This is a genomic window from Nocardiopsis sp. LOL_012, from assembly GCF_048060475.1.
Classification (GTDB): Bacteria; Actinomycetota; Actinomycetes; order Streptosporangiales; family Streptosporangiaceae; genus Nocardiopsis.
The window spans coordinates 22098-36683 of record NZ_JBHMIV010000022.1 but is presented as its reverse complement, the minus strand read 5'-3'; the positions used below and the strand labels follow the sequence as shown (position 1 = coordinate 36683).

Sequence of the window (14586 nt, the reverse complement as noted above, 5' to 3'; positions counted from 1 at the left end):
GTCGGACGGTGGCGGCCCCGCGGTATCCGCGCGGCGCGCCTGGTGGGCACGGGCGGAGTCCTGTGGGCGACTACTCCGCGGTGAGCTGGCGCAGCACGTACTGCAGGATGCCGCCGTTGCGGTAGTAGTCGGCCTCTCCGGGGGTGTCGATGCGCACCACGGCGTCGAACTCGACGCCGGTGTCGGTGGCCACCTTCACCGTGCTCGGCGTGCGGCCCTCGTTCAGCTCGGTCACGCCGGTGATGGAGAAGGTCTCCTCACCGGTCAGGCCGAGGGAGTCCGCGGACTGGCCCTCGGGGAACTGGAGGGGCAGCACGCCCATGCCGATCAGGTTGGAGCGGTGGATGCGCTCGTAGGACTCGGTGATGACGGCGCGCACGCCCAGCAGGCGGGTACCCTTGGCCGCCCAGTCGCGCGAGGAGCCCGAACCGTACTCCTTGCCGCCCAGGACGACCAGCGGGGTGTCCTGCTCGGCGTAGTTCTGCGCGGCGTCGTAGATGAAGGAGACCGGAGCATCGGACTGGGTGAAGTCGCGGGTGTAGCCGCCCTCGGTGCCCGGTGCGAGCTGGTTGCGCAGGCGGATGTTGGCGAACGTGCCGCGGATCATCACCTCGTGGTTGCCGCGGCGGGAGCCGTAGGAGTTGAAGTCCCTGCGCTCGACGCCGTTGGCCTTGAGGTACTCGGCCGCCGGGGTGCCCGGCTTGATGGCACCGGCCGGGGAGATGTGGTCGGTGGTGACCGAGTCGCCCAGCTTGGCCAGGACGCGGGCCCCGGTGATGTCGGTGACCGGTGCCGGGGTGGCGGCCATGCCCTCGAAGTAGGGGGGCTTGCGGACGTAGGTGGACTCGCCCTCCCACTCGAAGGTGTTGCCGGTGGGCGTGGGCAGCGAGCGCCAGCGCTCGTCGCCGGCGAAGACGTCGGCGTAGGCACTCTCGTACATGTCGGAGGCGATCGCGGCGTCCATGACCTCCTGGATCTCCTCGGCGGAGGGCCAGATGTCGGCCAGGTGGACCGGCTCGCCGTCCTTGCCGATGCCCAGGGGCTCGGTGGTGATGTCCACGTCGAGGGACCCGGCCAGGGCGTAGGCGACCACCAGCGGCGGCGAGGCCAGGTAGTTCATCTTCACGTCCGGGTTGATCCGGCCCTCGAAGTTGCGGTTGCCGGACAGGACCGAGGTGACCGCGAGGTCGTTGTCCTGGACGGCCTTGGAGATCTCCTCCGGAAGCGGGCCGGAGTTGCCGATGCAGGTGGTGCAGCCGTAGCCGACCAGGTTGAAGCCCAGCTTGTCCAGGTACGGGGTCAGGCCGGAGCGCTCGTAGTAGTCGGTGACGACCTTGGACCCGGGGGCCATGGAGGTCTTGACCCACGGCTTGCGGGACAGGCCCTTCTCCACCGCCTTCTTGGCCAGCAGGGCGGCGCCGAGCATGACCGAGGGGTTGGAGGTGTTGGTGCAGGAGGTGATCGCGGCGATCACGACGGCGCCGTGGTCGATCTCGGTCTCGGTGCCGTCCGCCATGGTGACCTTGACCGGGCGGGACGGGCGGCCGTCCGCGCTCTGGGCCGGGGCGTCGGAGGCCGGGAAGGACTCCTCGCCCGCCTCGTCGTCGGCGACGTAGTTCTGGACGTCGTGGCGCCAGGTCGGCTTGGCCTCCGACAGGGCGATGCGGTCCTGCGGGCGCTTGGGGCCGGCGATGGACGGGACGACCCGGCCCAGGTCCAGCTCCAGGTACTCGGAGTACTGGGGCTCCACGGACGGGTCGTGCCAGAAGCCGTTGGCCTTGGCGTAGGCCTCGGTCAGGGCGACCTGCTCGGCGGAGCGTCCGGTGAGCTTCATGTACCGGATGGTCTCGTCGTCGATCGGGAAGATCGCGGCGGTGGAGCCGAACTCCGGGCTCATGTTGCCGATGGTGGCGCGGTTGGCCAGCGGCACCGAGGAGACGCCCTCGCCGTAGAACTCGACGAACTTGCCGACGACGCCGTGCTCGCGGAGCATCTCGGTGATGGTGAGCACCAGGTCGGTGGCGGTGGTGCCGGGCGCGAGCTGGCCGGAGAGCTTGAAGCCGACCACGCGCGGGATGAGCATGGAGATCGGCTGGCCGAGCATGGCGGCCTCGGCCTCGATGCCGCCCACGCCCCAGCCCAGGATGCCCAGGCCGTTCTGCATGGTGGTGTGCGAGTCGGTGCCGACACAGGTGTCGGGGTAGGCCTGGCCGCCGCGGCTCATGGTGACGCGCGCCAGGTGCTCGATGTTGGCCTGGTGCACGATGCCGGTGCCGGGCGGGACGACCTTGAACTCATCGAAGGCGGTCTGGCCCCAGCGCAGGAACTTGTAGCGCTCGTAGTTGCGCTCGTACTCGATCTCGACGTTGCGCTCGAAGGCGTCGGGGCGGCCGAAGAGGTCGACGACGACGGAGTGGTCGATCACCAGCTCGGCCGGGGCCAGCGGGTTGATCTTGTCGGGGTCGCCGCCCATGTCGCGTACGGCCTCGCGCATGGTGGCGAGGTCGACGACGCAGGGGACGCCGGTGAAGTCCTGCATGATCACCCGGGCGGGGGTGAACTGGATCTCCTGGTTGGGCTGGGCCTTCGGATCCCACTGGCCCAGGGCGCGGATGTGGTCCGCCGTGACGTTGGCGCCGTCCTCGGTGCGCAGGAGGTTCTCCAGCAGCACCTTCAGGCTGTAGGGAAGCCGGTCGGCGCCCTCAACGGACTCCAACCGGAAGATCTCGTACGACTCGTCGCCAACGCGCAACGTGTCACGGGCGCCGAAGCTGTTCGCGGACACGGTGTCTGCCTCCTGTATCTCGCCACTGTGTTCCCGGCCTCTCGGCCGTAGGCCTGGTGCGGGGCCTGCCGGGGCGGCCCCGACCGGGGCCCGGAGGGCCACGGGCCGCCCTCCACCGCCTCCGGTCGCTCCACAGGGCCGACGATGACCCGCGGCGACACCACGCGCCGCCGGTCGTCAGCCCCGCGGTCCGCGGGGCGTCCGCCGGGGCCCGGGCGCGGGCAAGCGGTCGCGTCCACACACCCGAACCCTGAGCGGACCGGGGGGAACCCCGCTGTTATCTTGACGTCAAGGTATCCAACTCATATCTCGATATCAAGTTATCGGGTGGCCTCCCGGCCTCCCGCGCCGCCCCCCTTCGAACGCCTCCCTCAACCGAGCTGCGGCACGATCTTCGCGGCCACCAGTTCCAGGTGGTCGAGGTCGGCCATGTCCAGAACCTGAAGGTAGATCCGGTCGGCACCCGCCTCGCCGAACGCGCCGATCCGGTCCACGACCTCGTCCGGCCCGCCCGCCAGCCCGTTGCGGCGGAGCTCGCCGACCTCGCGGCCGATCCGGTCGGCCCTGTCCGAGACCTCCGCCTCGTTTCGGCCCGCACACAGCACCTGTGCCGCCGAGTAGACCATGGGCGCCTCCCTTCCGGCGGCGCGCACCGCCGTACGGGTGCGCTCGAACGCGGCCGCGGTCTCCTCGGGCGAGGCGAACGGCACGTTGTACTCGTCGGCGAACCGCGCGGCCAGACGGGGGGTGCGCCTCTTTCCCGCGCCGCCGATCAGCACCGGCGGGCGCGGCGCCTGCGCCGGCTTGGGCAGGGCGGGCCCCTCCCCCAGACGGTAGTACCCGCCCTCGTAGCGGAACGACCCGCCCTCCGGTGTCTCCCAGAGCCCGGTGACGATCTCCAACTGCTCCTCGTAGCGGTCGAAGCGCTCGCGCAGGCCGGGGAAGGGGATCCCGTACGCGGCGTGCTCGGCCTCGTACCAGCCCGTACCGAACCCGAACTCCACGCGCCCGCCGCTCATCCGGTCGACCTGGGCGACGGCGATGGCGAGGGGGCCGGGCAGGCGGAAGGTCGCGGCGCTCATGAGCGTGCCCAGGCGGATCCGGGAGGTCTCCCGTGCCAGGCCCGCGAGGGTGATCCACGCGTCGGTGGGGCCGGGCAGGCCAGTGGCGCGGCCGCCCATGTGCAGATAGTGGTCGGAGCGGAACAGGGCGTCGAAGCCCAGTTCCTCCGCCGCCCGGGCGATGGCGAGCTGGTCCCCGTAGGTGGCCCCCTGCTGGGGCTCGATGAAGATCCTCAGACGCATGTGCCCATCTTCGCGCACCGCCGCGGCGCACCGGCACCCGGCGCGCGGCCCCGGCGGGCCGCCCTGTGCGGGCAACCCGCCGCGGTCACCGCACGGAGGCGGACGCGCGGACACCGCCCACGCCCCGCACGGGAACGGACGCGCGGCCCGGGCGGCGCCGGTAGGCGGCCCCGGTGACGAGGGCACACAACAGGTAGAAGGCTGCGAACGGCGCGAAGGCCCACACCGCTGAGTCCATCCGCGCGAGCGACTCCCGCAGCGCCAGGTTGACCACCACCCCACCGAGAGCACCGACCGCGCCGATCAGACCGAGCAGGACCCCGGAGGTGCGGTTGGTCTCGGCACGCGCCCACTCGGGTGAGGCGCCCCGGTCCACCAGGTCCCGGGCCCGTGCCGCGTAGACCGCCGGGATGATCTTGTAGGTCGATCCGTTGCACAGCCCGGTCAGGACGAACAGCACCGCGAACACCGTGATGAACGCCGAGAGGCTGGACCAGGCCAGGGCCGGCACCACCAGCAGGCTGGCCGCGGTCATGCCGAGGAAGCAGAACACCGTGACGCGGGCCCCGCCGACCCGGTCGGCGAGCCACCCGCCGAAGGGTCGGACGAGGGAGCCCACGGCCGGGCCCAGGAAGGCGATCGAGGCCGCCTCCAGGGGCTGCCTGCCGAACTCGCTCTGCAGGAGCACCCCGAACGCGAAGCCGAACCCGATGAACGACCCGAACGTCCCCAGGTAGAGCAGGGACAGGATCCAGAAGTGGCGCTCGCCCACCGCCCGCAACTGGTCGCGGACCCGCGCTCGGGCGGGCGCCAGGTTGTCCATGAAGTGCCAGGCCACCCAGACGGCCGCCACGAGCAGCGGCAGGTAGAGGAGCGGCAGGTAGGCCCCGGCGTGCACGCCCACGACGGCGAGGACGGCCAGACCGACGAACTGCACCGTGGCCACGCCGATGTTGCCCCCTCCCGCGTTCAGCCCAAGCGCCAGACCCTTGTGGTGCTCGGGGAAGAAGTGGTTGATGTTGGCCATGGAGGAGGAAAAGTTCCCTCCCCCGAGGCCGGCCGTCGCGGCCAGGACGAGGAAGACCGGGAAGGGCGTGTCGGGGCGGGTCATGAGGACGGCCGCCGCGGCGGTGGGCACGACGAGCAGTGCCCCCGAGACCACGGTCCACGTGCGCCCGCCCACCAGGCCCGTGGCGAGCGTGTAGGGCACGCGGAGCACGGCGCCCACCAGTGCCACGGCCGAGAGCAGGAGGAACTTCTGCTCGGCGGTCGTGGCGAACCCGGCCTCGGGCGTCATGAACAGCACGAGCACCGACCACAGGCTCCACACGCAGAAGCCCAGGTGCTCGGTGACGACCGACGCCCACAGGTTGCGTCCTGCCACGCCGAAGCCGGACTCCTCCCAGAAGACCGGGTCCTCTGGGTCCCAGCGGGTGATCCAGCGCGGGCGTCGTTCGGCTGCTGATCTCATGGCTGCTGGCTTCCCTCAACACTGTGCGGTTCGGACGCCGCAGACGCTAGGGAGGCGCCGTTGCCCCCGGGACACCCACCCGTGACACCGCCACTACATGGCGCTCAATCCGGGAGGGGACTCGCCGTGAGTTCGGGCACCACGGGGCATCCTTCCTATTCCCGGCTCGGCTGCCGGGCGGCCGGGCGCGCGCTCCCGCCTCGGCCGTGCTCAGACGGACGCGTTCCAGTGCCCCGCCAGGTCCCGGTAGAGCGGGGAGCTGCGGAGCAGGGCCCCGTGCGTGCCCAGCGCCGTACCCGCTCCGTCCAGGACGAGGATCCGGTCGGCCCGCAGCGCCGACGACAGCCGGTGCGCGATGACGATCAGCGTCGTGCCGGGCCGGGCCGCCAGCGCCTCCTCCGCGTGCGCCTCGGCGACCGGGTCCATGTGGCAGGTGGACTCGTCCAGGATGAGCAGTGGCGCCCGGGACACGTAGGCCCGGCCCAGGCAGAGCGCCTGCCGCTCCCCGGCGGAGAGTGTCTCGGGGTCCACATCGGCCGCCAGTCCGCCGAGGCGGTCCACCAGCGGCCCGAGACGCAGCGCCGCCACCGCCCCGGCGAGGCGGTCGTCCCCGGCCCCGGGCTCCAACTGGGCGAGGTTCTCCCGGACCGATCCGGCGAAGACGTAGCCCCGCTGGGGAAGGAGGACCCGTTCCCGTGCCAGTTCGCGAGGGGAGCGCCCGGAGACCGGACGGCCCGCCAGGCGCACGTCGCCTTCGTCGGGGGGGTGCAGCCCGGACAGCACGTGCGCCAGCGTGGACTTGCCGATCCCGCTCGGTCCGACGACCGCGATGCGCTCCCCCGCCTCCACCGAGAGATCGAGCCCCTCCACCAGGGGGCGCGTCCCCGCCCCGTAGGACACCCGCACCCCGCGGCACCACACCGCCGGGGCCCCCTCCGGAGTGGGAGGGGCGACCGGCACGGGGCCACCGGTCTCCTCGGCCGGGGTACCTCCCCCGTCGGCACCGTCCGCCTCCGCGGACACGAACCGGTCGAGGACCACCACGAGCCGGCTGCCGGCGGCGCCCACCGCGGTCATCATCGTCTGGAGCGCCGGCATCAGGGACTGCACGAGATAGGCCAGGGCACCCATGAGTGCCCCCGTCGTGACGCCCTGGTCGAGCAGCCACGGCGTGGCCACGAGCAGCAGGACGACGGGGAGCTGCCCCGCCGTACCGAGCGCCAGCGTCCGCACGGCCGCCCAGCGGGCCAGGGACCGGGTCGACGCGGCGGCATCGTCGACCAGGACCCCGGCCCGCTGGGCGGCGGCATCCGTGGCACCGCCGGCCACCAGGTCGCGCAACTGGCCGCGCAGGGCTCCCGCGCGTTCGGTGAACGCCTCGTCGGCGTCGAGGAACCGGCGCTGCGCCGCCGCCATGGGAGCGAGGGTGCAGAGGAAGAGCGCCAGGCCGACCAGCATGGGCGGTACCACGACCAGCAGCAGCTCGGGGGCCAGGGTGAGCATCCCCGCGAGCGCCCCCGCCGCGGTGAACAGGAAGGACCGCACCGTCAGGACCAGCCCGGCGAAACTGTCCCGTGCGATCTCCGTCTGCTGGGTCAGCCGCGAGACCGCGGCCCGCTCCACCCTCGCCGCACGCGCCGGATCGGCCACGGCCCGGCGCAGGGCCTGTCCGACCGCACGCCGCACGAGTCCGTCCCGCAACGGCTCCACCAGGGCTGAGAGCTGGCCGAACACGCCGCGCAGCACGGGGCCCGCCAGGAGGATCGAGCCCCCGGCGACGGCGAGCCACGCCAGGCCCGTGGCGGTCCGCCCCGCCAGGAAGCCCTGGTCCAGGGCGCGTGCCAAGCAGATCCCGACCAGGAAGGTCTGTACGGACTCCACCAGCGACCAGGCGCCCAGCCTCAGCAGCACACGCCTGTGGCGCCACAGGAAGGGACGGGCGTGCGGCACCAGAGCGCGCAGCGGACCCCGACGGCGATCCGGCCGCGGACTCAGGCGGCCCCGCCCGGGCCGTGCCGGGTGCCGGTCGGCCGCCTCGTCCACCACAGTCCCCGGCCTCACCGGTCCCCCCGGTGTCCTGAGGTGTCGGTGCGGCCGAAGGCCGCGCGGTAGTCGGGGTCCCGCCACAGTTCGGCGTGTGTGCGGACGGCCCGGACACGGCCGCCCTCCAGCCACACCACCAGGTCCGCGCGGGCCGCGGTGGAGAGCCGGTGGGCGATCACCAGACGGGTGCCGGGACGGACCTCGTGCGCCAGCGCCCGGTCCACCTGCCGTTCGGTCGCCGTGTCGAGGCTGGAGGTGGCGTCGTCCAGGATCATCAGGCGCCCCGCGTGGGCGAACGCCCGCGCCAGCCCCAGCCTTTGCAGCTCCCCGCCGGAAAGCGGCGCCTCCTCCAGCGGCGTGGCGTATCCCAGGGGGAGCGCCCGCACGAAGTCATCGGCTCCGGCCGCCCGTGTGGCCGACCGCAGGCCTTCGTCCGGAGCGGTCCGGGCCCCCGCGGCGATGGCGTCCGCGACGGTGGCGCCCTGGAGCTCGGGGCGCTCGAACGCGTACACGACCTCCCGGCGGAGCACGTCGACGGCCACGGTGTCGAGGGGCACGCCGTCCAGGCGGACCTCGCCCTCGTCGGGGGCGAGAAGCCGTCCGGCGACGGCTCCCAGCGTCGACTTGCCCGAGCCGGAGCGCCCCACGACGGCCACCGTCCGGCCGCCGGGCACGCACAGGTCGACCCCCCGAAGCACCCACACGCCGTCGGTGTTCACCCCGACACCGCGCAGTTCCAGTGTTCCGGGGCCAGCCGGGGGAAGCTGTGCCCGCCCGTGGGCCAGCGGGGGAACCGCCAGGAGCGCGCCCACCCGGCGGGCCGCGGTCCGGCCCCGGACCAGCGCTCCGAGGGGTCCGGCCACCGACCCCAGCCCCGCGGCCAGCGCGGCGTAGCGCGACACTGCCAGCAGATCGCCGACACTGATCCTCCCGTGCGCCAGACCGACGCCGCCGACGGCGAGCACGGCGGTGATGAGCAGGGGCATGAGCACTCCGCTGCGCGCCATCGCCGAACCGTGTACCGACCACATGCGCCGTCCCTCGGCGCCGAGATCGACCAGGGGGCGCAGGACGCGGGCGCGCTCGTCCTCCAGTGTCCCGGCGGCGGCGATGGCGCGTGCGCCGCCCAGGGCATCCGTCAGCCGGGTCGCGATCAGGGACTGCACCCGCTGGTAGCGGGAGACGGTGTCGGAGGAGTGGCGTGCGAAGGAGCGCAGGAGCAGTCCCAGGACGGGCAGCCCCAGGACGAAGGCGAGCCCGGTCCACGGGTCGATCACGAACAGCGCCACCAGGGCTCCGACCGGGGCGAGGACCGCGGCGACGATCTGTGCCGCCCCGGCCGGGGCGGCACCGGCCTCGGTGGCGTGCGCCGAGAGCCGGGTCGCGACGTCTCCGTTGGAGAACCGGCTCACGTCCCGGGGAGCGGCGGCCAGCAGCCGCCGGACCGCCCGCAGCCGCAGCCAGGCGGTGGAGCGCGCGCCAACCGTGCCCGCCAGCAGGGCGACGGCCGCGTCCAGCCCGACCTCGGCGGCGGTCAGGGCCACGGCCGCCGCCAGAGCCCGTCCGGCGTCTGGGTGCCCCTCCAGGAGCAGGTCGAGGGTGAGGCCGAGCAGGGCGGGCAGGGCGAGTGAGGCCGCCGCCGCGGCGGCGGCGCACAGCAGGATCCCCGCGGTCCGCCCGGCACTGGCCCGGGCCATGCGGGCGAGCAGGGCGTCCGCGGACCGTGCGGCGCCGTCGTCGGCCGTACCGTCGCGCGGGCGGGTGGGCACCATCTGGGCCGCCTTCCTGCGTGGCTCGTGGCGGAGCCCGGCGGTGCCCAGGGGCACCGCCGGGCCGGAGGAGGAGGTCCGTTCACCGGACCCGATGCCGTGGGGCCGGATTCCCGGCCCCACGGCCCGGTCGCGCCGCGCTCATCCGCGGCGCGCCCCTAGCAGGTGGTGACGCTCAGGCTGCTGTCGCCGCACAGCAGGAGGCTGGCGGTGCTGGTGGCCGCGGTCTCGCCGTGGGCCTCGTCCTTGGCGGTCTCCAGGGACTGCAGGTCGAACAGGGTCATGACTGATATCCTTTCGTCGGTTATCTTCTCTTCTTCTCTTCTTTGTTCCGGGCCATGGCAGTGGCCCGGCTCTGGGTCCGCCTCAGCGGAGGGAGGAAGGGCAATTGGGCGGGTTCGCCGCGCGCCGCGGTGAGCGCGAGCAGGCATCCCGCCGTGCCCGTGGAAAGGTCCATGGAGAGCCGCATCAGTTGCTCCCCCGGGAAGGCCAGGTGGCCCCGGTAGCGCATGGCGTAGCGCGACAGGGCGTCGATCTGGCGGCGCACCTCCGTCGGCTCGACCCCCGGGGCGGTGGTCCGGCTCAGGTACAGGACCATGCCCGCCAAGCCCCGGAAGAGCCCGGGCTGGGCGTAGAAACCGGACCGCGCGGCCCCGGCGATCTCCGGCCGGGCCCGCTCGAACGCCTCGTCGGCACGGTGCTCCAGATAGTCGTCGAGCACGATCCCCACCCCCACGCTGCCCGCGCCGAGGTAGGGCATGGTGCGCCACCCCTCGTCCACCTGGAGCGTGCCGAAGGCGCTGGTGACACAGCGGTCGAGGTCGGCCCGGAGCGCCTGTTCGGCCAGGTCGAGCAGCCCGGTGTCAGCAGTGCGCTCGTACAGGCGCAGGCAGAGCAGGGCCACGCCCGCGCCTCCGTGGAGCAGCCCGGCGCGGCGGCGCTCGGGCGGAGCGCCCAGGAACCCGTGCGCGGCCAGCTCCGCGCAGCGGAGCGCTCCCGCCGCCGCTTCCGGCTCGCCGGTGTCGGCGGCCAGGGAGTCCAGTGCCAGACCGATCCCGGCCGTCCCGCTGTGCAGTCCGGGTCCGAGCCCCTCCCACGGCTGGGCGAGGACCAGTTCGGCCAGTGCCAGGGAAGGTTGCCCGTGGCCGAGGCGGCGCAGGGCCCAGGACAGGCCGGAGAGGCCGTCGAAGAAACCCGGTGGGAACCCCGACGCGGGTTCCTTGCTGTGCCGCAGCAGCCATTCCTCTGCTTCGGGGTACCGCGGGGCGCCGCTCTCGGCTAGGGCGTAGAGCACCCCGGCGGCACCGTAGCCGAAGGAGAGCCCACCCCCCACTGTCGTGAACTGGGCGATGTCACCGGGAAAGCAGCGGTCCTCCCGGTCGGGTGAGGCCGAGGCGAGGATGGCACGGACCATCGAGTCCCGGCCGCGCGGCCAGTCCCCCGGATCGGCCGGCAGGTAGGGGCCGTGCGCGCCGACGGCGGCCGGGGGCGCACCCGTCCCGTCGTCCGGGTCGCGCAGGATCTCCGTGACGCCGGCCTCCAGGAACTCCCGGGCTTCGGGGAAGACGCGCACGGCCTCCTCCGCCAGGTGCCGGACCTTGCTCCGGTCCATGGCCAGCACGCTGGTCAGGGGCAGGAGGAGGGCGATGCGCAGGCAGGCCAGCGCATACAGGTCCACATCGAGCCCCCTGCGGCCGCGCGGGGCGACGAACCCCGGGTTGGCGACCGTCTGGCGGCTCTCCTCGCCCGCGTCCCGTGCCGCCTCGAAGTCGAGCAGCACCACCGAGGACTCGTCCTCGGAGACCATGATGTTGAACAGGTGCAGGTCGTTGAAGACGATGCCGCGTTCGTGCACGGCCCGCACCGCCTCCGACACCAGGCCGTGCACGCGCATCGCCCACCGGCCGTAGTCCCTCAGCGCCTCCGGCGCGGGGTCGGCCCCGACCAACGGGTGGCGGCGCGCGAAGAAGGAGTTCAGCGGCTTGCCCTCGACGTACTCCATAACCAGGAAGTGGTGGCCGCCGAGGGTGAAGGCGTCCTTGGCCTCGGGGGTGCAGGGCAGCCCGGCGAGGCGCTCCAGGGCGGTGCGCTCCCGTTCCAGGCGGCGTACCGCGTCGGCGCCGTCGGCGGCCAGGCCGGCGTGCGGACGGGCCTCCTTGAGCACCACCGGCTCGCCGGTGCGCCGGTCGCGCCCCGCATAGACACCGCCGCCGTTGGAGAAGTGCAGTGCCCGTTCGATGGCGTAGGGCAGACCGGTGACGTCGACGGCACCGCGCGCCTCCAGGTGCGGGCGGAGGAAGTCGGGAACGGGCACCCACTCCGGCAGGTGGAAGACTGGACCGCGGTGGTCGGGCACGAGCACGCCTTCGGCGTTCTCCAACGCGGGCACCGCATCGCCGTGCTCGTCGTAGCAGTACCTCCTGGTGAAGCTCCCGTAGCGCAGGTGGACCGGTCCGGCGTTCCAGCGCACGTCGCTGAGGATGTACGGTCCGGGCTCACCGCCCACGAGTGCGTCCAGACCAGCGGCGACCGAGGCGCACTCGCCGTCGTCGGCCGGGTAGACGGTGATGAACTTCCCGCTGCCCCCGCGGTCGGCGTACTTGGCGTTCCGGTTGTGCAGCAGGTACCGGGTGGGGACGAACTTGAAGGAGACGCCCCGCGCCACGCAGTAGTCCCAGACCCGGGCCAGGACCGACTCGGCGTTGTCCAGGCAGGCGGAGACGTGGATCTTCCATCCCTGGTCCGGCAGGCGGTGCTCGACGGGGCGCAGTGCCAGCCAGTCGCCGGCTCGGTGGCTCTGCCACCCCTCGGGCACCGGGCGCCGGGCCGCCTCGAAGACCAGGCCGCGCCCGTCTGCCGCGCCGGAGCCCGACCAGAGGCGGTGGGGCGTGTCGTAGAAGTAGCGGTCGGCGTCACAGAAAACGCCATACCCCTTGATCATACGAACTCCCTCGAAGCCGTTCCGTTCAGCGACATCCAGATATTGACACAGTCCGCATATCCGTGTCCATGCCTTTACGCATAGTTTTTGCCACCATTGATCGACCCCGGAAACCTTACGCGAGAGTGAAGATAACTTCTCCGGCGAACCTTGCGCCGAACATTTAAGCACCCTGCCAGGGGTTTCTCCGGAACCACGCCCCCGGACAGGGATGAGCGGAAACCACCAACCATCACACGGAACGCCGAAAAGAGCAGGTCGGGACCGTGGGAGGTTTCTGGTGTGGCGTTTTTACACTACTGGGACCCTGTCATCGAACTGTGGCTTCAAAAATTTCTGAGAACCCCGTGGCAGCAGTGGAAGATGAGCCAGGACCCTCCCGGAGCCCCCGTCCAGCACTTTCCTATCGGGGCAGGCGGAAACGGACTCAATGCGCCAGAGAAACGTAGGACGAATTACCGTGGAGATCTCACTAGAGAGCAGAAGGGACTTCACTCCCGGACGGGCGCCGCGGAGGAATCAAATTCTATAGAGAAGTTTCCGGCGACCACGGGCCCACCCCGACCCTGCCGCCAAACTCCAGGAAAATCCTTCACCCGGTTCACAGTGATGAACCTCAGAACTCGCTGCACAGGGCACCGCAGAACGGAATCGGACCCTTGTCGGCCACCGGCGGAGAACAACGGATAAGATTCTTCACCATAGAAAAGATTAACCGTAGGTTCTCGGGGAAAAGATGAGTGTCGCAGGAGACGTAGGCGACCGCGTGTCGGCGGATCCCCGACACGGCCTCCTTAGACGCGCTCTCGGTGGCGGCGGGCCGGGCGCACCGGCTCCAGCACCGCGAGGCACTCCACGTGGTGAGTCATCGGGAAGGCGTCGAAGGCGCGCAGCGCCGTGAGCCGGTACCCCTCGCGCTCGAAGGAGGCCAGGTCTCGGGCGAGCGTGGCCGGGTCGCAGGAGACGTAGGCGACCGCGCGGGGCCGCATGCCCGCGACCAGGCGGACCGACTCGGCGCCCGCACCCGCACGCGGCGGGTCCAGGACGACCACGTCGGCGCGCACGTCGGCCCACTCCCGCAACTGCGCGGTCACGTCCCCGTGCTCGATCCGTACCTGCTCCAGGTCCTTGAGGTTGTAGCGGGCGTCGCGCACGGCCTCGGCGGCGCCCTCCACCCCCATCGCCCGGCCCTGCGGGCCGACGGCCTCGGCGAGCGGGGCGGTGAACAGCCCCGCGCCGCAGAACAGGTCGATCGCGGTCTCCCCCTCCTCGGGGGCCAGGGCGTCCATGACCGCGCCGGTGAGGACCTCGCCCGCCGCCGGGTGCACCTGCCAGAAGCCGCCCGCGCTGACCCGGAACTCCCGTCCGGTGACCGCCTCGCGGACCCCGCGGCGGCCGCGCACCTGCTGGACCCGGCCGCCCCTGAACCGGCGCAGGACGGCGCTGGAGGCCTTGAGGTCGGGCAGGGGGCCCAGCTTGGAACCGGACGGGGTCACCACGACGGCGCGGTCGGCGCAGCTCGCGGAGGCGACCGCCTCCACGTCCCGCACGCCCTCCCAGGTGAGGTCGGTGATCCCGAGCTCCTCCACTCCGGGGTGGGCGATCAGGCACCGGTCCACGGGTTCGACGTCGTGGGAGCGGTGGCGGCGCAGCCCGGCACGGCCGTCGGCGTCGACGGTGAAGCGCACCCGGGTGCGCCAGCCCAGGCCGTCGGGGTGGCCGGGCAGCTCCTCGACCGTGACCTCTCGGTCGATCCCGGCGATACGGCGCAGTTGCTCGGCGACCACCCGGCCCTTGATCGCACGCTGGGCCGCCAGTGAGGCGTGCTGCCAGTCGCACCCGCCGCAGCGGCCCGGCCCCGCGAAGGGGCAGGGCGCCTCGACCCGGTCCGGGGAGGCCTCCAGTACCTCGACCGCCTCGCCGCGCAGGAAGCGCGACGTGCGCTCGGTGACCCGTACCCGGACACGCTCACCAGGCAGGGCGTGGCGGACGAAGACCACCTGCTCATGGTGGCGCCCCACGCACCAGCCGCCGTGCGCGGCGTCGTTCACGGTCAGTTCGAACTCGTCGCCCACACGGGTCGCCATGGAAGGGTCCTCAAGAGAGATCGGTCGGGTGCTGTTCGCGGGTGACCTGCGTGCACAGCCACCAACCGGATCCAATCTAGTGGACGCGCGGGGCCGCCCGGGACGCTCCCGCACGCGGCTCCGGGGCCGCCGCGCGTGTCGGGAGGATGTGTGCCATGGTGTGACCGTGGAGCGGCGGCGCGGCGC

8 protein-coding genes are annotated in these 14586 nt (G+C 72.5%); all 8 read right to left on the bottom strand.

The features are described from left to right. Window positions 1–70: 70 nt before the first annotated feature. The gene (gene acnA, locus ACFHWE_RS15410) at window positions 71–2785 is read right to left on the bottom strand and encodes an aconitate hydratase AcnA (protein ID WP_416602329.1); all 2715 of its coding nucleotides are present in this window, start codon (window positions 2783–2785) and stop codon (window positions 71–73) included. Window positions 2786–3156: 371 nt separating this feature from the next. Next, window positions 3157–4089, bottom strand: a complete 933-nt coding sequence (locus tag ACFHWE_RS15405) for an LLM class F420-dependent oxidoreductase (protein WP_416602328.1) — start codon at window positions 4087–4089, stop codon at window positions 3157–3159. An 85-nt stretch (window positions 4090–4174) separates the two neighbouring features. Continuing rightward, window positions 4175–5560: an MFS transporter gene (locus tag ACFHWE_RS15400; protein WP_416602327.1), complete on the bottom strand. Its 1386-nt coding sequence runs from the start codon at window positions 5558–5560 to the stop codon at window positions 4175–4177. 210 nt (window positions 5561–5770) lie between these two features. Beyond that, a complete protein-coding gene (locus ACFHWE_RS15395) occupies window positions 5771–7510 on the bottom strand; it encodes an ATP-binding cassette domain-containing protein (protein WP_416602326.1) in 1740 nt (579 codons plus the stop codon). 107 nt (window positions 7511–7617) lie between these two features. Next, a complete protein-coding gene (locus ACFHWE_RS15390) occupies window positions 7618–9375 on the bottom strand; it encodes an ABC transporter ATP-binding protein (RefSeq protein WP_416602325.1) in 1758 nt (585 codons plus the stop codon). 155 nt (window positions 9376–9530) lie between these two features. Next, window positions 9531–9656 (bottom strand): SapB/AmfS family lanthipeptide, encoded by a 126-nt coding sequence (locus ACFHWE_RS15385; protein ID WP_416602324.1) that lies wholly within the window; start codon window positions 9654–9656, stop codon window positions 9531–9533. 20 nt (window positions 9657–9676) lie between these two features. After that, the gene (lanKC, locus tag ACFHWE_RS15380; protein WP_416602323.1) at window positions 9677–12313 is read right to left on the bottom strand and encodes a class III lanthionine synthetase LanKC; all 2637 of its coding nucleotides are present in this window, start codon (window positions 12311–12313) and stop codon (window positions 9677–9679) included. Between the two features lie 794 nt (window positions 12314–13107). Further along, window positions 13108–14400 (bottom strand): class I SAM-dependent RNA methyltransferase, encoded by a 1293-nt coding sequence (locus ACFHWE_RS15375; protein WP_416602322.1) that lies wholly within the window; start codon window positions 14398–14400, stop codon window positions 13108–13110. Window positions 14401–14586: the final 186 nt, after the last annotated feature.